Source organism: Ruegeria sp. BC8, from assembly GCF_056535705.1.
The window spans coordinates 1,804,346-1,822,547 of sequence record NZ_JBQFIV010000001.1; the positions used below are offsets into that span (position 1 = coordinate 1,804,346).

General features: G+C 60.9%; 17 protein-coding genes. 9 read left to right on the forward strand and 8 right to left on the reverse strand.

Annotated features, from left to right (window positions below; translation table 11 throughout):
* Positions 1 to 35 precede the first annotated feature (35 nt).
* Both ACR3EK_RS09160 and ACR3EK_RS09165 read left to right on the forward strand, forming a co-directional pair.
* On the forward strand, positions 36 to 860 hold the full coding sequence (locus tag ACR3EK_RS09160; protein WP_093962342.1) for an arginyltransferase: 825 nt from the start codon (positions 36 to 38) through the stop codon (positions 858 to 860).
* Positions 861 to 866: 6 nt separating this feature from the next.
* Positions 867 to 1,256, forward strand: a complete 390-nt coding sequence (locus ACR3EK_RS09165; protein WP_480633214.1) for a VOC family protein — start codon at positions 867 to 869, stop codon at positions 1,254 to 1,256.
* Positions 1,257 to 1,330: 74 nt separating this feature from the next.
* Here ACR3EK_RS09165 and ACR3EK_RS09170 read toward each other — a convergent pair whose 3' ends face one another.
* The 3 genes from ACR3EK_RS09170 to ACR3EK_RS09180 all read right to left on the reverse strand — a co-directional run bounded on the left by ACR3EK_RS09170 (position 1,331) and on the right by ACR3EK_RS09180 (position 5,836).
* Positions 1,331 to 3,685: a TRAP transporter large permease subunit gene (locus ACR3EK_RS09170; RefSeq protein ID WP_170338179.1), complete on the reverse strand. Its 2,355-nt coding sequence runs from the start codon at positions 3,683 to 3,685 to the stop codon at positions 1,331 to 1,333.
* Positions 3,686 to 3,702: 17 nt separating this feature from the next.
* Positions 3,703 to 4,629 carry a TRAP transporter small permease subunit gene (locus tag ACR3EK_RS09175; protein WP_170338177.1) on the reverse strand — a complete coding sequence of 309 codons (927 nt, stop codon included), beginning with the start codon at positions 4,627 to 4,629 and terminating at the stop codon, positions 3,703 to 3,705.
* 124 nt (positions 4,630 to 4,753) lie between these two features.
* Complete coding sequence (locus ACR3EK_RS09180) at positions 4,754 to 5,836, reverse strand: TRAP transporter substrate-binding protein (RefSeq protein ID WP_093962346.1); 1,083 nt, start codon at positions 5,834 to 5,836, stop codon at positions 4,754 to 4,756.
* Positions 5,837 to 6,083: 247 nt separating this feature from the next.
* Here ACR3EK_RS09180 and ACR3EK_RS09185 point away from each other — a divergent pair, with 247 nt between their 5' ends.
* Positions 6,084 to 7,517, forward strand: coding sequence for a cache domain-containing protein (locus ACR3EK_RS09185; protein ID WP_170338684.1), 1,434 nt, complete (start codon positions 6,084 to 6,086; stop codon positions 7,515 to 7,517).
* Positions 7,517 to 8,161, forward strand: a complete 645-nt coding sequence (locus ACR3EK_RS09190) for a response regulator transcription factor (protein WP_170449700.1) — start codon at positions 7,517 to 7,519, stop codon at positions 8,159 to 8,161. The genes ACR3EK_RS09185 and ACR3EK_RS09190 overlap by 1 nt, the downstream gene beginning before the upstream one ends.
* A gap of 30 nt (positions 8,162 to 8,191) precedes the next feature.
* On the opposite strand, the gene ACR3EK_RS09195 is transcribed toward ACR3EK_RS09190, so the two are convergent.
* Together ACR3EK_RS09195 and ACR3EK_RS09200 are read right to left on the reverse strand one after the other, a co-directional pair.
* The gene (locus ACR3EK_RS09195; RefSeq protein ID WP_170449697.1) at positions 8,192 to 8,566 is read right to left on the reverse strand and encodes a bleomycin resistance protein; all 375 of its coding nucleotides are present in this window, start codon (positions 8,564 to 8,566) and stop codon (positions 8,192 to 8,194) included.
* Positions 8,567 to 8,610: 44 nt separating this feature from the next.
* Positions 8,611 to 9,456 carry a HalD/BesD family halogenase gene (locus ACR3EK_RS09200; RefSeq protein WP_170366237.1) on the reverse strand — a complete coding sequence of 282 codons (846 nt, stop codon included), beginning with the start codon at positions 9,454 to 9,456 and terminating at the stop codon, positions 8,611 to 8,613.
* A 418-nt stretch (positions 9,457 to 9,874) separates the two neighbouring features.
* Here ACR3EK_RS09200 and ACR3EK_RS09205 point away from each other — a divergent pair, with 418 nt between their 5' ends.
* The 5 genes from ACR3EK_RS09205 (at position 9,875) to ACR3EK_RS09225 (ending at position 14,726) form a co-directional block, all read left to right on the forward strand.
* A complete protein-coding gene (locus ACR3EK_RS09205) occupies positions 9,875 to 11,626 on the forward strand; it encodes an acetolactate synthase 3 large subunit (protein ID WP_480633215.1) in 1,752 nt (583 codons plus the stop codon).
* Positions 11,627 to 11,683: 57 nt separating this feature from the next.
* Entirely contained in the window at positions 11,684 to 12,244 is a 561-nt protein-coding gene (ilvN, locus tag ACR3EK_RS09210; protein WP_170363268.1) for an acetolactate synthase small subunit, read from the forward strand.
* 278 nt (positions 12,245 to 12,522) lie between these two features.
* Positions 12,523 to 13,239: a helix-turn-helix domain-containing protein gene (locus ACR3EK_RS09215; RefSeq protein ID WP_254429924.1), complete on the forward strand. Its 717-nt coding sequence runs from the start codon at positions 12,523 to 12,525 to the stop codon at positions 13,237 to 13,239.
* A 111-nt stretch (positions 13,240 to 13,350) separates the two neighbouring features.
* Positions 13,351 to 14,508 carry an aromatic ring-hydroxylating oxygenase subunit alpha gene (locus ACR3EK_RS09220; protein WP_480633216.1) on the forward strand — a complete coding sequence of 386 codons (1,158 nt, stop codon included), beginning with the start codon at positions 13,351 to 13,353 and terminating at the stop codon, positions 14,506 to 14,508.
* The gene (locus tag ACR3EK_RS09225) at positions 14,505 to 14,726 is read left to right on the forward strand and encodes a hypothetical protein (protein WP_170338672.1); all 222 of its coding nucleotides are present in this window, start codon (positions 14,505 to 14,507) and stop codon (positions 14,724 to 14,726) included. Before ACR3EK_RS09220 ends, ACR3EK_RS09225 begins: the two co-directional genes overlap by 4 nt.
* A gap of 10 nt (positions 14,727 to 14,736) precedes the next feature.
* Here ACR3EK_RS09225 and ACR3EK_RS09230 read toward each other — a convergent pair whose 3' ends face one another.
* The 3 genes from ACR3EK_RS09230 to prfB form a co-directional block, all read right to left on the reverse strand.
* A complete protein-coding gene (locus tag ACR3EK_RS09230) occupies positions 14,737 to 15,540 on the reverse strand; it encodes a DUF2189 domain-containing protein (RefSeq protein WP_170338670.1) in 804 nt (267 codons plus the stop codon).
* A gap of 24 nt (positions 15,541 to 15,564) precedes the next feature.
* A complete protein-coding gene (locus ACR3EK_RS09235) occupies positions 15,565 to 16,965 on the reverse strand; it encodes an amidase (RefSeq protein WP_480633217.1) in 1,401 nt (466 codons plus the stop codon).
* 105 nt (positions 16,966 to 17,070) lie between these two features.
* Complete coding sequence (gene prfB / locus ACR3EK_RS09240) at positions 17,071 to 18,198, reverse strand: peptide chain release factor 2 (RefSeq protein WP_480633218.1); 1,128 nt, start codon at positions 18,196 to 18,198, stop codon at positions 17,071 to 17,073.
* Between the last annotated feature and the right edge of the window lie 4 nt (positions 18,199 to 18,202).

Below are 18,202 nucleotides of genomic sequence, written 5' to 3' on the forward strand. Positions count from 1 at the left end.
TGCTATCATCGGCCCCGAGGAAACACGGGGCCTTCATGCGACACACGCTGCCGATTGCGCCGCAGTTCTATGTGACTGCACCACAGCCCTGCCCTTATCTCGAGGGCAGGATCGAGCGTAAGCTGTTCACCGCCCTGCAGGGCGAAGGCGCGGATCAGCTGAACAACTCTCTGTCGCAGCAGGGTTTTCGCAGGTCTCAAAACGTTCTGTACCGGCCCTCTTGCACCGATTGTGCGGCCTGCCTGTCGGCCCGGATCGACGTCTCGGCCTTTTCTCCGACCAAAAGCCAGAAACGCGCGGCGCGGCGCAATGCGCACCTTCAGCGACGCGCGACCTCACCTTGGGCCACCGACGACCAGTACGAGCTGTTTCGGCGGTACCTGGACACACGGCACGCTGATGGCGGCATGGCGGATATGGACGTGTTCGAATTCGCCGCGATGATCGAAGAGACCCCGATCCGCAGCCGCGTCGTTGAATATGCCGACCCCAAAACCGGAAACCTGATCGCCGTCAGCCTGACCGATGTTCTGGATGACGGGTTGAGCATGGTCTATTCGTTCTATGACCCGAACCAGCCGCAAAGCTCGCTGGGAACCTATATGATCCTCGATCATATCGACATCGCGCGCGAGGCCGGGCTGCCATATGTATATCTGGGCTATTGGGTCCCCGGCAGCCCCAAGATGGGCTACAAGGTGAAATTCGCCGGGCTCGAGGTCTATGTGAAAGGCGGGTGGCAGCGTGTGGACGACCCGGAGGCGTTCACCGACTCAACGCATCACCCGCTTTCGACGGCTCCGATTGCCGAGCAGGTCGCGAATATCCAACTTCCCGATCGCCACCCCACCAAAGGTTGAATTCTGATGCAGCAAGGTTTGCACGCCGTCACCCTGGTGGTGCCGGACTATGATGACGCGATCGCGTTCTACACCAAGACGCTTCGGTTCCGGCTGACCCAGGACGTCGATCTTGGCGAAGGCAAACGATGGGTTTTGGTTGCGCCCCCCGGCAGCGAAGGGGCAGCTCTGCTGTTGGCCAAGGCTGACGGAGACAGCCAACGGGCCGCAATCGGTAATCAGACCGGTGGTCGTGTCGGGTTTTTCCTCAGAACCGATGATTTCGCCCGCGATCACGCAGACATGCTGGCCAACGGGGTCCGGTTCGAGGAAGAGCCCCGCCATGAACCCTATGGCATCGTTGCCGTCTGGCAGGATCCGTTCGGGAACCGTTGGGACCTGATCCAGTTCACCTGACAACCGGCGTCAGCCGGGACCAAAGCAAAGGGGGCCTCGCGGCCCCCTTTTCAGTTTGATAACGCCATCACCGATCAGTTCGGAATCAGGTCCGGCACGATCGTCACGATCGACGGGAAGAACCACAGGATTCCGATGCCCACCACCTGGATCAACACGAAGGGGATGATCCCGCGGTAAATATGGCCCGTCGTCACTTCTTTCGGCGCCACGCCGCGCAGATAGAACAGCGCAAACCCGAATGGCGGTGTCAGGAACGAGGTCTGCAGGTTCACCGCCACCATGATCGTCACCCATTTCGGGTCGAACGACCCGCCATAGATCACCGGACCCACGATCGGGATCACGATGTAGATGATCTCGAGGAAGTCCAGCACAAAGCCCAGGATGAACAGCACCAACATCACGATCAGGAAGACCGTGAACTCGTTGTCAAAGCTTTTGAGGAACTGCTGGATGTAGTGTTCCCCGCCGAACGAGATCACCACCAGGTTTAGCAGCTGCGAGCCGATCAGGATGGTGAAGACCATCGAGGTCACCTTGGCGGTTTCCCGCACCACCGGAGTCAGAACACCGCTGGTGAACAGCACCCAGCACGCGAACAGCAGCCCGAACAGCGCGTACAGATACGCGGCGTAGGCCAGGATGAACGCGATCCAGCTTTCCACGGTCACGCCACCCTGGTTGACGCGCAGATCGAAGTTTACGCCCATCAACAGGCAGATGACGACCGCGAAGGTCGACCAGATGATCACCTTGCCGGATCGCCCCTGATCCTGCAGCTTGCGATAGGCCGCCAGCATGATAGCGCCGCCTGCCCCCAGCGCCGCAGCCGGCGTCGGGTTGGTCACACCACCCAGGATCGAGCCTAGAACCGCGATGATCAGAACCAGCGGCGGGAAAACCACGCGGATCAGATCATTGGTGGCACAGCGCGCCGCCGCGGCTTTGCAGCCATACATGGCCAGCGCGAACGGCACCGCCAACAGCAGGAACGTGGCCCCCGACGAGGTGGTCGGCGCGATCAGCAGCACATCGACCAGCAGCATCAAGACAAGCCCGATCCCCCCCACGATCAACGGCTGCGGCGATTGCGACGGCGCAATGCCCCGGCCCATCACCAGCGTCAGACCCAGCAGCACGACAATCACCGCAACACCGGTGCCGATCGGAGCCGCGGCGGCGATCTTGGCTTCACGCGCTGCGGCCAGTTCTTCCTCGCTCAGTCGCTGCGACTCGGACACTCCGCCGGCAGCGTCGATGGCTTCCTGCTCGGCCACGGCCATGTCCCAGGCCTCCTGACCATGCAGTTCGATCATCGAGGCCTTGCACTCTTCGGACACGTTGGTGCGCAGCGTGGCTGCCTCACCGATATCCGAGAAGCCCGAAACCGTGATATTTTGGCTGCCGATGGCGCCCAGGTTGCCCAGCAGCACCGCGCCCACGATCAGAGCGACAGGGGCACCCAGAAGCCAGGTCAGGCCTTCCGAGCGGGTGATCGGCTCGCCGCTGCCGCCTGACAGTTCGACCGCAGGTGCCTTGTGCGGGTTGAGTAGCGCGTAGCCAAAGGCATAAAGCGCATAGAGCAGCGCCAGCATGATCCCCGGCAGCAGCGCCGCCTGGAACAGCGTACCAACCGAAACCACGGCCGGCTCGCCCAGATAGGTCAGCGCGTCGGTACAGCCCGCTTCGACCGCGCGAGTCTCCTGCGCCGTCGAATACAGGTCACCCGCCAGCGTGCCCAGCAGAACGATCACGATCGACGGCGGAATGATCTGCCCCAGCGTGCCCGAGGCCGCAATCACGCCCGTCGCCAGTTCCGGCGAATAGTTGTTGCGCAGCATGGTCGGCAGGGCCAGCAGGCCCATCGTCACCACGGTCGCGCCCACAATCCCGGTTGAGGCCGCCAGGAATGCCCCCACGACCACGATCGACACCGCCAGACCGCCCGGCAGCGGGCCAAAGACGCGCGCCATTGTGGTCAGCAGATCGTTGGCGATTTTCGAGCGTTCCAGCGTGATGCCCATCAGCACGAACATCAGCACCGCCAGCAGAGTCTCGATCGACTGACCGGCCAGAACCCGTTCGTTGATGCGGTTCACGATGAAGGACACGTTGCGGTCCAACGCGGTTTCCCAACCCTGAACAAAGACCGGCTCGGCGATCCTTGGCAGGTCCGGGTATCGGAACACGGATATCACATCGGGTTTCACGCCCGAATTCACGATGTCCCGATAGGCTTGCGAGCTTGTGTCGATCGCCTGGTGGATCAGCAATCCGGCGCTGTCCAGCGCGGCGATGATCCCGAAAGAGATGATGCCGGCCCCGCCAATGGCAAACGCCACCGGAAAGCCGCTGAGAATTCCGCCAAACAGGCAGAGGAATACGATAATGAGGCCTATCTCGACGCCATCAAGTCCGAATAGCATTGTCTTGGTCTCCGTCCTTAATGTGTGCCTTCGTAGGCTTCTTCACCCTCGCCAAGGCTGTCCTTGTCGAGGTATTTTCCAGCGCTTTCCGGGCCTTCGACATATTCGAGATAGGACCGGTAGAAGAACGCGATCGCGTGCAGGAACACCATCGCGGCAAAGGCCACAAGCAGGATCTTGAACAGGAAGTAGGCATTGAAGCCGTTGGGGCTGAAGCCGATGGTTTCGACGTTCCAGCGCAGCGCGCGGGATTTCATCACCAGCCGATCCAGCGTGTCGCTGGCCGAGGGCTTCGGCACGATCAGGTGACGCCACATGAAGTACCAGCCATACATCCAGGTCAGCACGGCGATGGGCATCATGAACAGGATCGAGCCCAGCATGTCGACCACGCGCTTGGCCCGGTGCGAGATGCCGGCATAAACAAGGTCCACACGGACGTGGCCGCCCTGCACGAATGTGTACGTGCAGCACAGGCAAACGACGAGCGCGTTGTACAGCTTCAGCTCTTCGGCATACCAGCTGATATCCATCTGGAACGGGATACCCAGACCAAACGCCATGTCAGGCCGCGCGAACACACGCTGCATGAATACGATGACGATTTGCTGGATCACCATCAGCAGGCCCGCCCAGGCAAAGAAGCGCCCGGTCGTGTTGGCGAACCCTTCCAAAACGCGCACCATGCCCCACATGAAGCCGCGGAAGTAAAGCCCGATCGCGGTCAGCACGAGGAAGATCGTGAAGACCACGAAAAAGAACTCGACCGACCCGCCGTAGTAGACAAAGCGCATAATTGCTTCTTTGTCCGACCAGTTCAGCCACAGCTGCGGATGCGTGATGGCGTATCCGAAATTATAGAAGGCTTCGGCGATGCTCTGAACGAACCAGACCAGTCCGTTCCACAGGGCGCCGAAGAACGAGATACCGTTTTCGTCCTGCATAATGTCCCCAGGTCCCGTTGGTTGCGACGCTGATTATAGCGGAAAACCGTGCGATCCGCGCATCTGCAACAGGAAAGGCTTCCCCGCACGTGGCGGGGAAACCGTTTGATTGCCAGACGGCCAGTTAGCCCAGAACGCGGTCGCGCTGCGCGGTGTAGACGCCCGACGACATGTTCAGCCACGACGACGAGGCCTTCATCGATGCCATCGCGCTGTCGTGGATCTTCTTGAACAGCTCGTCGCTCATGTTCTCGGCCAGAACTTCCTGGCTGGCTTGTCCGAAGGCATCCCAGACGCTGTCGGGGAACTCCATGACCTTCACGCCACCGGCCTGCAGACGCTGCAGCGCCGCGCCGTTGTTGGCCAGGAACTGTGCCAGGTTCCACTGGTGCGCTTCGGCGGCAGCAATCTCGATGATCTTCTGGTGCGCCGGCGAGAGGCTTTCGAACACGTCGCGGTTGGTGGCCAGCGACAGGCCTGCGCCCGGCTCGTGGAAACCAGCGGTGTAGTAGATCTTGGTGATCTCCTGGAAACCGGCCTTTTCGTCGGCCCAGGGACCGATCCACTCGGTGCCGTCGATGGCACCCGAGGACAGCGCCTGGTACACTTCCGAACCCGGAATGTTCTGAACCGAGGCACCCAGCTTGCCCAGCGCCTTGCCGCCCAGACCCGGCATACGGAACTTCAGGCCGTTGAAGTCTTCGGGGCTGTTGATCTCTTTCGAGTACCAGCCGCCGGCCTGCGCACCGGTGTTGCCTGCCAGGAACGATTTCAGGCCGAAGATCTGGCCCAGTTCGTCATGCAGCTCCATGCCGCCATCGAAATAGTACCAGTTCACCAGTTCCTGCGCGGTCATACCGAACGGAACGGCCGTGAAGAACGCGTAGCCCGGGTGCTGACCGACAAAGTAATAGTCGGCGGCATGGTACATGTCAGCCTGACCCGACGAGACGGCGTCGAACACTTCGAACGCGCCCACCAGTTCGCCCGCTGCCTTGATGTCAACCGTCAGGTTGCCGTCGGACATTGCGGTGATGCTGTCGGCGCAACGCTGCGCGCTGTCGAACACGCCAGCCAGACCGCGGCCCCACGAGGTAACCATGGTCAGCGTGCGCTTGCCCTGCGCATAGGCGGGTGCCGCCAATGCGGTTGCCGCTGCGGCCGAGCCGCCCAGTGCCGACGTCTTTAGAAACTTACGACGATCCATAAGAGTAATCCTCCCCTTCATAGTCACGACTCAGGCAGCGCCCGAGCCAGTCGTTTACGGTAGCGTCACCCTAATGAAGGCCGTTTGAAAAGGAATACCTATTACTACGTAGATCAGATGGTTTTTTCTGCGGAACGCGCAATTGAGGGGCTCATTTTGACCCGCGAACCGCGACTCCTGGGCGTTTCGAGCACCGGAATGCCCAATCTCTTTGCAATTTCACCCCCGCTTGCGTATCGATTCGACCATGGGGAAACTCCGCGCTCTGCTTTCACTGACCTACGCTCAGAAGCTGTCGCTGGTTGCGGCCATTCCGCTGGTCGTGGCCGTGGCCGCGATCGCGGTCATGGTGGCCTACGAAGCCCGCGCGACGGCTGAACGCGAGATCAAGGCGTTGGAACGTCGGCTGATCGAGGCCAAGAAGGAAGAGCTGCGCAATTACGTGACACAGGCCCGAAACGGGTTCGCTTATATCTACGGACGCGCGTCTCCGGATGACAAGGTCGCCCAGAATCTGGTGACCCAGATCCTGTCGGCGATGATTTACGGAAAGGACGGGTTCTTCTTCGTATATGATTATGACGGCAACAACCTTGTCAGCCCGCGCCAGACTGAGTTCATCAATCAGAACTGGGAAGGCCTGACGGACAGCGAGGGTGTTCCGGTCGTCGACGAGTTCATCCGCCTGGCCCGGCAGGGTGCCGGATGGCACAGTTTCATGTGGCAGAAGCCCTCGACCGGGGAAGAGGCGATGATGATCGCCTATGTCGTCGGCCTGCAGGATTGGCGTTGGGCCGTGGGAACCGGTGTATTCATCGACGACATCGTGGCCACCGTTGCAAATGCCCGCGCCGAAGTCGAAGCGCGCGTACAACGCACGTTCCTGTATATCGGCGGTATCGTTCTGGCGGCGGTTCTGATCGTCTTCGCCTCGGGGATGCTGTTGAACATCCGCGAACGCCGGCTTGCGGATGCCAAGCTGAAGGAACTGACCAAGCGGGTCATCGACGCGCAGGAGGAAGAGCGCGGCCGCGTGGCGCGTGAACTGCATGACGGGATCAGCCAGATCCTGGTCGGGGTGCGCTATGCGCTGGACAATGCCCGGCGGCGCCTGTCCAAGGGCGATCATGACGGCGCACGTGCGCCGCTGGACAAGGGCATCGACAACCTGGGCACCGCGATTACCGAAGTGCGTCGCATCAGTCGCGACCTGCGGCCCGGCGTATTGGATGACTTGGGCCTTGGCCCGGCCCTGAAGGCGCTGACCGATGATTTCCGCGAACGGACCGGGATCGAGACCGAGTTCTCGACCGTCGTGTTCCGCAATCGTCTTGACCAGGACAGCAAGATCGCCCTCTACCGTATCGCGCAAGAGGCGCTGACGAATATCGAACGCCATTCTGGCGCAACCCGCGTCACGATCGACCTGCGCGGCCACAAGAAGGGCGCGACCATGCGCATCACCGACAACGGCCGTGGCCTTCGGTCACGACCGGGCCGGGTCAGCACCGGGATCGGGCTGCGCAACATGCAAGAGCGCATAGAACAGCTTGACGGATCCCTGCGTATCCTGTCATCACGCGGCGCACAAAGTGGTACAGTGATCGAAGTCAGCCTGCCGCTGAGCCACCTTTTGCCGCCGCAGGAAGACGCGACACCCAAAGGAAAGGCCGGTTCCTGATGACCGAAACGATCCGAGTCCTTATCGTCGATGATCACCCCATGGTCGCCGAGGGCATCCAGTCGATCCTCGAGAGTTTTGACGACATCAAAGTCGTCGGCACGTTGGGCAATGGCCGAGACGCGGTGGATCAGGCCGCGCACTTGCAGCCCGATGTCATCCTGATGGATCTGAACATGCCGGGGCTCGGGGGGCTCAGCGCCACGGAGCTGATCCTAGAACAGTTGCCCGACACCCGCATTCTCATTCTTTCGATGCATGACAGCCCGGAGTACATCTCGACCGCATTGAGCCATGGGGCCAAAGGCTATGTTCTCAAGGATGTGCCGACGGACGAAATCAAGCAGGCCATAGACGCGGTCATGCGGGGAGAGCGGTATTTGTGCACCGGGGCGATCGGATCGCTGGAACCGAAAGAGGATGCGGCGCGCGAAGCGCTCACCGGACGCGAGCAGACGATCCTCCTGGAACTGGCGCAGGGCAAGTCGAACAAGGAAGTCGCGCTGGCGCTGGATATCTCGGTTCGCACGGTCGAAACCCATCGCAAAAACATCAAGCGCAAGCTGGGCATCTCATCAACCGCCGGCCTGACCCGATACGCGCTGGAACATGGCGTTCTGCAAGGAACCGGCGTGGCCTTCTGACGGCCGCGCCATCAGCGCAGCTTCCGCGCTTCAACGGATTCCTTCGCCGAAAAAGATCAGCGTGCCGTCCTCATCCAGAACGTGAAACTCTCGCTGTTGATATGGCTGATCGAATGGCGCACGAACCCGCCCTTCGGGCAGGTCTTCGAGTTTGGGACGCAGGCTTTCGTACAAGTCGTCTATATCCTCGACATCGATATAGAAGGATTGCTCGTGGCCCAGCGGCAAGTCATCCGCGCGCGGCGGGCATTCCAGCAGGCGAATTGCAACCGGGCCAAGCCTGAGAAAAGCATAGTTGTCTTGCGTGAACCCACACGCGAAACCCAGACGATCACAGTAGAATGCAATTTGTCGGCTCAGCGAGGAACACAAGACAAAGGGGGTCAGCTGAACAATACGTGGCACCTTGCACTCCCTGGCAGGATCTGACTGCTCCACCCTAGCACGGGTCAGTCCAGAAGCTCATCGTTTCGCACCCCCTCCCTGTCGCGATGACACGGCAGCACACGGCCATAGAGCTGCCGGGTACGCTCGACCCCGCCACACATGCCTTCGGCCTCGACAAAGGAGAATATCCCCACGTAGCGCGGCCGTGCACCCGACACTGGCGCCACGCGATGCAAGGAATAGCGCCCCCGAAAGATCTGCAGATCACCGGGATTGAGCTCCAACTGGCGCACCATTCCCATATTGCCGTCTAGAACCGAGGCCACCTTGTCAAAGTTCTCCTCCTCAGCGGTGCGCAGGTTCGGCGCGTATTCAAAGGCGCCGCCTTGCTCGCCATTCTGGATCGCCAGAGTAACCGTGTAGTTGTTCGTGTCGAAATGCCACGGAAAGCCCTGCCCCTCTTCGACCACGTTGATGATCACATCCGCCAATGGATCATCGTAGCGAAAGAACCGATCCGCGGGTTCATTCAACGCGTCGCGGATGAAGGGCAGAAATCCTTCGAACTCGTAGATTCTGCGCAGGGGGCCGGTAGACGGGAAATTGTCGGCCGGAACAAAGGCGTTCGACCGGTCATAGAACCGACGGATCGGGTGGGCGATACCAAAGCGGGGATCGTCCTTGGTGAAATAGGCGTTGGTCCGGTTGAAACTGCGATGCGCACTCGGCGCGACGGCTTCGGCTTCGGTCAGCAACTGACTCAACCCGTCTTCGTGGACAAATCCGGGTAAAACTGCGCAACCATCTTTGTCGAGGTCACGACGAATGTCATCGATCAACCGATCATAGGCCGCCGAATTCGGACGATCGATCGGATAGCGCCCTAGGTCTACCAGATCCACCAGCATGCCGTCCTCCCTGACTTGTTCGCAGCCCCAGCCTGACCCAGCCCGGACCCCGCATCATGCCCGTTTCAGACATCGCTCTGACGCATTCTGACCTCGACCACCGCTCGGAACTCGGCAAAACTCGGCCAGTATTTCCGGAAATTTCTCCACATGCGGCAATCTGCGCAACAAAATGTCGCAAAATTCGACATCAGAGTCAGGAAATTGGCCAGATTGCCTGTTGACGCCCCTTCGCGCCGCCCATAATGTCTGCCCCACGCAAAAAGGAGCCTCTGGCGATGAGAACGCTAGTCGTAATCGTAGGAACCACGCGCATGGGCCGGTAACGGTAAACCATAATCGAACCCATGCGCCTCCGAAACTTCGGGGGCTTTTTTTTGTCAAACGCAAGACACATGTCGCGAACGGAGCAAAGCAGATGACACGTGAGATGACCGGCGCAAAGATGGTGGTCCAGGCCCTCAAGGATCAGGGCGTGGACACGGTATTCGGATACCCCGGCGGCGCCGTGCTACCGATCTATGACGAGATCTTTCTGCAAAATGACATCCGTCACATCCTGGTGCGGCATGAACAGGGCGCGATACATGCCGCCGAGGGCTACGCCCGTTCAACCGGCAAACCCGGTGTCGCACTGGTGACCTCGGGGCCCGGCGCGACCAACGCGGTAACCGGCCTGACCGACGCGCTTCTGGATTCGATCCCGATCGTGGTTCTGACCGGTCAGGTGCCGACGTTCATGATCGGCTCGGATGCGTTCCAAGAGGCGGACACGGTGGGCATCACCCGGCCCTGCACCAAGCACAATTGGCTGGTCAAAGACACCAACTCGTTGGCGGAAACCATGCACGAGGCGTTTCATGTCGCCACCGCGGGCCGTCCCGGTCCTGTGTTGATCGACATCCCCAAAGACGTTCAGTTTGCCACCGGCAAATACAACGCGCCGAAACCATCGACCTCGCATTATCAACCGGCGCTCAAGGGCGACATCGAAGAGATCACCGAACTGGTCGCCGCCATCGAAACCGCCAAGCGGCCCGTGTTCTACACCGGCGGCGGCGTGATCAACTCAGGCCCCGCTGCCAGCCAACTGCTGCGCGAGCTGGTCGACGCGACCGGGTTCCCCATCACCTCGACCCTGATGGGACTGGGCGCCTACCCCGCATCGGGCAAGAACTGGATCGGGATGCTGGGCATGCACGGCCTCTACGAGGCGAACATGGCCATGCATGACTGTGATCTGATGATCAATGTCGGCGCCAGGTTCGACGATCGGATCACGGGGCGTATCGACGCGTTTTCGCCCAAGTCGAAAAAGGCGCATATCGACATCGACCCGTCCTCGATCAACAAGGTGATCCGGGTGGACATCCCCATCGTAGGGGACGTGGCGCATGTTCTGGAAGACGTGCTGAAGGTCTGGAAAGCGCGTGGCCGCAAAACCAACACCGAAGCGATCGCCAAGTGGCAATCTCAGATCTCGGACTGGCGCAAGGTCAACTGCCTTGCCTACACCAACAGCGAAAAGGCGATCAAACCCCAATACGCGCTGGAACGGCTCGAGGCGCTGACCAAGGATCACGATCGCTATGTCTGTACCGAGGTGGGCCAGCACCAGATGTGGGCAGCGCAATTCCTTGGGTTCGAAGACCCCAACCGCTGGATGACCTCGGGCGGGCTGGGCACGATGGGCTATGGCTTCCCGGCTTCGATTGGTGTGCAGATGGCACATCCGGACGCACTGGTGATCAACGTCGCGGGCGAGGCCAGCTGGCTGATGAACATGCAGGAGATGGGCACCGCCGTCCAATACCGCCTGCCGGTGAAGCAGTTCATCCTGAACAACGAACGCCTGGGCATGGTGCGCCAGTGGCAGGAACTGCTGCATGGCGAACGCTACTCGCATTCGTGGTCCGAGGCCCTGCCCGATTTCGTCAAGCTGGCCGAGGCCTTCGGGGCCAAGGGGATCATCTGTAAAGACCCCGCCGATCTGGATGACGCGATCATGGAGATGATCAGTTACGACGGTCCGGTGATCTTTGACTGCCTCGTCGAAAAGCACGAGAACTGCTTCCCCATGATCCCGTCGGGCAAGGCCCATAACGAGATGCTGCTGGGCGAGGCCGAAACGAAGGGTGTGATCGACTCCAAGGGCTCGGTTCTGGTCTGATCGATCCATCGCCCCTTGCCGGTTTCCGGCGCACGAAAGTTGAAGAAAGGGACGTAAATGTCTGCCCTACATATCAAAAAAGGTTCCACCCGCCACTCGGCCTACAACCTGCGCCCAACCTTCTCGGACGTGCAGGAACGCCACACGATTGCTGTTTTGGTCGAAAACGAACCGGGGGTTCTAGCCCGGGTCATCGGGCTGTTCTCGGGGCGCGGCTACAACATCGAAAGCCTGACCGTGGCCGAGGTCGACCACACCGGGCACCTCAGCCGCATCACGATCGTCACCACCGGTACACCGCAGGTGATCGAACAGATCAAGGCTCAGCTGGGCCGTATCGTCCCGGTGCATGACGTGCATGACCTGACAGTCGAAGGCCCTTCGGTCGAACGGGAACTGGCCATCATCAAGGTCGTCGGCGAAGGCGACAAGCGGGTCGAGGCGTTGCGCCTTGCCGACATTTTCCGGGCCAATGTCGTGGACAGCACGTTGAATTCGTTCATCTTCGAAATCACCGGCGCGCCGGACAAGATCGATGCATTTGCCGATCTGATGCGCCCGCTGGGCTCTGTCGAGGTTGCACGGACAGGCGTCGCGGCCCTGCTGCGCGGCAACTGATTTTTCGCGAACCCATCAAAACGCCCCGTCGCGCAGATCGACGGGGCGTTTTGCGTTTTCGGATCGTTTCCTGCAGGTGCACAACTGAGCACTGACAGGAAAAAGACCATACAAATGGGCTTAATGCCTATTGCGTTCGCGCCTGAGCGCGTTACGCTTGGACCAGAATACGCAAGCTGCGTGTTCCATGGGGTCAATTTTACGATTTCTTGACTGGCAACCGGCCTTTCTGGCCGCTCCGGTCGTGTTTCCCGAACCGTTGCAAACCAGAGTGAGACATGGCCGTAGACACTCGCACGCCCGCCGAGCTGCGCAGCATGCTGGGGGCGAATCTCAGGCAGCTTGCCGACCGCTATCCTTCGGTCGCCGAACTGTGCAGACAGCTGGGCGTCAACCGAACGCAGTTCAACCGGTATCTTTCTGGCGAGAGTTTTCCACGCCCGGACGTTCTGGACCGGATCTGCCGGTTCTTTGACGTGGACGCCCGCATTCTGCTGAAACCGCTTGAGGAAATCCCCGCGCCCCGGCGCTGTGACCTGCCTGAAAGCGTGGTTCAGTTCCTTCGGCCCGGACTGGCAGCCTTGACCGAGGACACGTTTCCAAGCGGCGTCTATCTTGTGACGCAACATGGCGGCGAAGCCGATCCACGCGCCCATCATTGGCTGGTTCAAACCCGGCACCTGCATCAGTGTGCTGTCCTGCGCGGCTTCCTGCCGCCGGCCATGGCCGGTACGCGTTCCGCCACGGGCCGTGAACTTCGTGGCTTCGCCGCCTGCGCCGGACCCAATATCTACGCAGTCTTGTCGCGCGAGGCTGGTCGTGACAGCAAGACGATGGTGATCCGCAAGGACATGACCGATGGCAACGGCGTCTGGATCGGTTCGTGCATGGAGCACTCTGCGGCTACTCCGCACATCTACAGATTGGAAATCCGCCATTTGGGCCACGATTTCCGGGCAACGCTGGAGGCAGCAAGACTGGCGCGCCGGACATAGGAAACCGCCCAAACTCCCGTGCATGTCGTTGTGAGAAAAGCCGGAGTCGCAGAAGTGTAAGCGAGGGCTGGCCCCGGATGCCTAGGTTGGTGGAGAAGCGAGGAGAACCAGATGGCCAGCACCCCAACCGAACTGTCGGCTGTTCGTCAGAGCATTGAAACCGCTCTGGGCCTGCCCAACGCACATTATACGGACCCTGCCCTGCACGCCGAAGAAACTCGCGCCCTGCTGCTGGATGGCTGGGCCGGTCTCGCGGTCACCGCCGATGTCCCCGAGCCCGGTGACGCGGTTCCGCTGGAGTTCATGGGTATTCCGCTCCTGTTGCTGTGTGACCGTTCCGGTACGGTCCGTGTGTTTCAGAATATCTGCCGTCACCGCGGCATGATCCTGGTCGAAGAGCCCCGCAAGATCGAAGGCGCCATTCGCTGCCCCTATCACAGCTGGTGCTATTCCACCGAAGGCCGGCTGGTCGCCACGCCGCATGTGGGCGGCCCGGGCCAGAACGCACATAACGCGGTCAGCAAATCGGAACTCGGCCTGATCGAGGTGCGTAGCCATATATGGCGCGACGTGGTTTGGATCAACGTCTCGGGCGACGCGCCGACGTTCGAGGATGCCAACGCCAGGCTGATCGAGCGTTGGGCCGAGTTCGACAAGCCGCTGTACCACGGCGGCCCGGAAAGTTCCTTTCGGTTGGACGTCAATTGCAACTGGAAGCTGGCGGTCGAGAACTACTGTGAAAGCTATCACCTGCCGTGGGTGCATCCCGGGTTGAACAGTTACTCGCGGCTTGAGGATCACTATCACATCCAGGAGCCCGGCCTTTATTCCGGTCAGGGAACCTTGGTCTATCGGCAACTGAAAACTGAGGACGGTCGGGTTTTTCCCGATTTCGAAGGTCTCAGCGAGAAATGGGACACCGCAGCCGAATACATTGCCGCCTTCCCCAACGTGCTGCTGGGCGTGCACCGGGACCACGCCTTCGCCATCATTCTGCGGCCCGAGGCCCAGAACCGGACCTCGGAACACATCCACCTGTTCTATTCGGCGCCGGATACCGATGCGGATCTGCGCGCCCGCAATGCCGAGCAGTGGAAAGTGGTCTTTGAAGAGGATGTGTTCGTCGTAGAAGGGATGCAGCGTGGCCGCGCGGCGCCGGGGTTTGACGGCGGACATTTCTCGCCGGCGATGGACGGGCCGACCCATCTGTTCCACGACTGGGTGGCGCAGCGTCTGATGGCACATCGCAACGAACTGGCCGCTGAATGACCGACCTGCACACCCGCCTTCTGCAGGCGCATGCGGCGGGTGACATCACGGCTTTGGCTGAATTGTACGAATTGGCCGCCGCCAGCCAGCAGGACGACGACGCCCGGAGCTTTTTTCTGACCCACGCCTATGTCCATGCGCTTGAAGCCAACCTGCCCGGCGCGGGACGTCTGCGTCAGATGCTGGTCGACATGGGCCGCGAAGTGCCTGATTCCTGACCCCGAGAACCTAGGCTTGGGCCGGCTCGGCGACCGGCCCCGCCGCTGCATCGTCTTCGGTGATCTGCCGATACAGGTGCCAGCTGGCATGACCGAACAGAGGCAACACGATCAGCAATCCCAAAAACCAGGGCACCATGGCGACAAAGGTCGTGACCGCAATGAAGGCACCCCAGCCCAACATGACCCGCTTGTTCACGCTGACATATGCATAGCTTGAGATCATGGCAGTGACGAAGTCGAGTTCCCGGTCCAGCAGCATCGGGATCGACAACACGGTGATCATGTAAAGCAGGATGGCAAAGATCGCGCCTACAGCAGTGCCGACAGCCAGCATGGCCAGACCGTTGGGTGTCAGAAATACCTCAAGCGATGACGACACGTTTGTCATTGTCGACAGCCCCATGAACAGCGCAAATATCATGTGGCCGAGAAAGAACCAGAACAGAAACATCACGACGATGATCGCGCAGATCGACGGCAACTGACGGCGGCTCTGCTGGATCACGACACCGAAGATGGCGCCATAGTCCAAAGGCTCATTCCGCTCGAGCCGGTGCGATACCTCGTACAAACCCACGGCGGCGAATGGCCCGATCAGCGGAAAGCCGATGGCAGCCAGCACCAGCCAGAACGAGGTGCCCGTTTGCACGGTTACCCAGGCCATCAACCACCCGACCAGAACGTAGAAGCCGCCGAACAGCAGGCCAAAGACCGGTGCGCGGCGATAATCCTGCCAGGCGCGATGCAGCGCCGTGCGCAACATGCCGATATCCGCCGGTTTCAGCGTTGGCACTCCGAATGGCTTTTCCATGTTCCGTTTCTCCTCCCCTTGCCCTCAGGCCATGGCCGGGCGTTTTTGCGGCCAATGCGTCACGGCGTGATAGGCGGCCCCCAAAGCCAGCAGTTGCGCGTCGCTGCCGCGCGGCCCGAACAGTTGCATTCCCATCGGCAGCCCTCCGGGGCCAAACCCCGCCGGTATCGAAAGGCAAGGCAGACCAATCAGGCTGACCGGCGTGACCACCTGCATCCAACGATGATAGGTGTCCATCGCGACCCCACCAATGCTGCGCGGATACGGCTGGTCTACAGGGAACGGCCACACCTGAGCCGCCGGCAACACCAGCGCATCATACGCGGCGAACAGTTCAACCGCCCGACGGTACCAATCCGAACGGATGACGCTGGCTGCATGGACCTCCATCGCCGTCAGGGCCAGACCCCGCTCCAGCTCCCATTGCGCGGTGTCCTTCAGGACGTCTTTCCGGTCGGCCAAAGGCAGCAGACTTGCTGCCACGTTCCACGACCGCAGGGTGATCCAGCTGTCCCACAGGCGCTCGGCATCGAAGGGCGGCGGTACGTCCTCGACGGTTGCGCCGAGGCCTTCAAAAATCGCCAACTCGTTGCTGCATTGGGTCAAAATCCCTTCCTCAGTCGGGAATGCGCCTCCCCAATCTCCCAGCCATCCGATCCGCATCCCGTCCAGGCTTTCGACAGACAATGGGGTGACGGGTTCGCAGGGAACGCTCAAAGGCTGCCTCGGATCGGGGCCAGAGATCACATCCAGCAATAGTCCGATATCCTGCGGGCTGCGGGCCATCGGTCCCAAGGTCGAGAGCTGGTGCAGGAACAAATCACCCTGTGGTTCCGAGGGAACCCGGCCCCAGCTGGGCCGGAAACCGTACACGTTGTTCCACGCGGCCGGATTGCGCAGGCTGCCCATCATGTCCGACCCATCCGCCAGCGCGACCATCCCAGTGGCCAAGGCCACCGCTGCGCCACCCGACGACCCACCGCAGGACCGGGCCGGATCGTATGGGTTCCGGGTTGCGCCATAGACCGGATTGAAGGTGTGCGAGCCCAACCCGAACTCCGGTGTGTTCGTCTTTCCGATCAGGATAGCCCCGGCAGCCCGCAACCGTGCTGCGATCAGGTCGTCGACGGCTGGGACGTGATTGCGAAAAACCGGCGACCCCTGGGTCGACGCGATGCCAGCCACATTGACCAGGTCTTTGACGGCAATCGGAAGCCCATGAAGCGGCCCGCGGCCCGACTTTTCGTCGGCGGCCCGGGCTTGTGCCATAAGCACATCCTCGTCCTGCAGCGCGACGATTGCATTGACCTGCCCGTTCACCTGGGCAATCCGGTCGAGCGTCGCGCGCATCAACTCAGCGGCTGACAAATGCCCTGTCGCGAGTTTCTCGAGAAGATCAGCGGCTGAAGTATCGCTTAGGTTCATGGGGTTACGTCCGAGCTTTGCTTGCGCTCAGCCTAGCGACCCCATGTGTGCATTTAAACCCGGTGTTTTGGATATATCTTTTCCACGCAGTTCAACTGCGCGGCATCAGTCGTCCGACTGCGCCTCGGCCCGGCTTTTGCCCGAGACCTTGAGGGCCAGAGTGGCTGCCATGAATGCATCCAGATCACCGTCCAGGACCCCTTTGGTGTCCGACGTCTCGTAGCTGGTGCGCAGGTCTTTGACCATCTGATAGGGCTGCAGGACATAGGACCGGATCTGGTTGCCCCAGCCGGCATCGCCCTTGGCTTCGTGCGCGGCGTTGATCTCGGCGTTGCGGCGGTCCAGTTCCATCTGGTACAGGCGCGATTTCAGCGCCTTCATAGCGATGTCGCGGTTCTGGTGCTGCGATTTTTCCGAACTGGTCACCACGATGCCGGTCGGGATGTGGGTGATCCGCACCGCCGAGTCTGTGGTGTTTACGTGCTGACCGCCCGCCCCCGAGGACCGGTAGGTATCGACGCGGATATCGGCCGGGTTCACTTCGATCTCGATATTGTCGTCCACCACCGGATAGACCCAGACCGAGCTGAACGACGTGTGCCGCTTGGCCGCCGAGTCATAGGGCGAGATGCGCACCAGCCGGTGCACGCCGCTTTCGGACTTCAGCCAGCCATAGGCGTTATGGCCCGAGATCTTGTAGGCCGCCGACTTGATCCCCGCCTCTTCGCCCGGGGTTTCCGACTGCAGTTCGACCTTGTAGCCCTTCTTCTCGGCCCAGCGGACATACATCCGCGCCAGCATCGAAGCCCAGTCGCAGCTTTCGGTCCCCCCGGCGCCCGCGTTGATTTCAAGGAAGGTGTCATTGGCGTCGGCCTCGCCGTCCAGCAGCGCCTCGAGCTCTTTTTCGGCCGCCTTGTCGCGCAGTTTCTTCAGGGCCTCTTCGGCATCCTTGACGACCTCTTCGTCGTCCTCCATCTCGCCCAGTTCGATCAGTTCGGTGTTGTCGTTCAGATCAGTCTTGATCGACTCGTAGGTTTCGATGGCATCGACCAGAACCTGCCGTTCGCGCATCAGCTTCTGCGCGTTTTCGGGGTTGTCCCACAGGTTGGGGTCCTCGACGCGGGCGTTGAATTCCTCCAGCCGGTGCGGCGCGGTTTCATAGTCCATACGCTGGGCCAGCAGCTCCAGCGATTTTTGGATCTCGGCCACGATGTTCTGGATTTCGGCGCGCATGGTC

What these genes read in the sequence shown, in the direction of transcription:
- ACR3EK_RS09160 (WP_093962342.1), top strand. Translation starts at nt 36, where the DNA reads ATGCGACACACGCTGCCGATTGCGCCGCAGTTCTATGTGACTGCACCA.
- ACR3EK_RS09165 (WP_480633214.1), top strand. Translation starts at nt 867, where the DNA reads ATGCAGCAAGGTTTGCACGCCGTCACCCTGGTGGTGCCGGACTATGAT.
- ACR3EK_RS09170 (WP_170338179.1), bottom strand. Translation starts at nt 3,685, where the DNA reads ATGCTATTCGGACTTGATGGCGTCGAGATAGGCCTCATTATCGTATTC.
- ACR3EK_RS09175 (WP_170338177.1), bottom strand. Translation starts at nt 4,629, where the DNA reads ATGCAGGACGAAAACGGTATCTCGTTCTTCGGCGCCCTGTGGAACGGA.
- ACR3EK_RS09180 (WP_093962346.1), bottom strand. Translation starts at nt 5,836, where the DNA reads ATGGATCGTCGTAAGTTTCTAAAGACGTCGGCACTGGGCGGCTCGGCC.
- ACR3EK_RS09185 (WP_170338684.1), top strand. Translation starts at nt 6,084, where the DNA reads ATGGGGAAACTCCGCGCTCTGCTTTCACTGACCTACGCTCAGAAGCTG.
- ACR3EK_RS09190 (WP_170449700.1), top strand. Translation starts at nt 7,517, where the DNA reads ATGACCGAAACGATCCGAGTCCTTATCGTCGATGATCACCCCATGGTC.
- ACR3EK_RS09200 (WP_170366237.1), bottom strand. Translation starts at nt 9,456, where the DNA reads ATGCTGGTGGATCTGGTAGACCTAGGGCGCTATCCGATCGATCGTCCG.
- ACR3EK_RS09205 (WP_480633215.1), top strand. Translation starts at nt 9,875, where the DNA reads ATGACACGTGAGATGACCGGCGCAAAGATGGTGGTCCAGGCCCTCAAG.
- ilvN (WP_170363268.1), top strand. Translation starts at nt 11,684, where the DNA reads ATGTCTGCCCTACATATCAAAAAAGGTTCCACCCGCCACTCGGCCTAC.
- ACR3EK_RS09215 (WP_254429924.1), top strand. Translation starts at nt 12,523, where the DNA reads ATGGCCGTAGACACTCGCACGCCCGCCGAGCTGCGCAGCATGCTGGGG.
- ACR3EK_RS09220 (WP_480633216.1), top strand. Translation starts at nt 13,351, where the DNA reads ATGGCCAGCACCCCAACCGAACTGTCGGCTGTTCGTCAGAGCATTGAA.
- ACR3EK_RS09225 (WP_170338672.1), top strand. Translation starts at nt 14,505, where the DNA reads ATGACCGACCTGCACACCCGCCTTCTGCAGGCGCATGCGGCGGGTGAC.
- ACR3EK_RS09230 (WP_170338670.1), bottom strand. Translation starts at nt 15,540, where the DNA reads ATGGAAAAGCCATTCGGAGTGCCAACGCTGAAACCGGCGGATATCGGC.
- ACR3EK_RS09235 (WP_480633217.1), bottom strand. Translation starts at nt 16,965, where the DNA reads ATGAACCTAAGCGATACTTCAGCCGCTGATCTTCTCGAGAAACTCGCG.
- prfB (WP_480633218.1), bottom strand. Translation starts at nt 18,198, where the DNA reads ATGCGCGCCGAAATCCAGAACATCGTGGCCGAGATCCAAAAATCGCTG.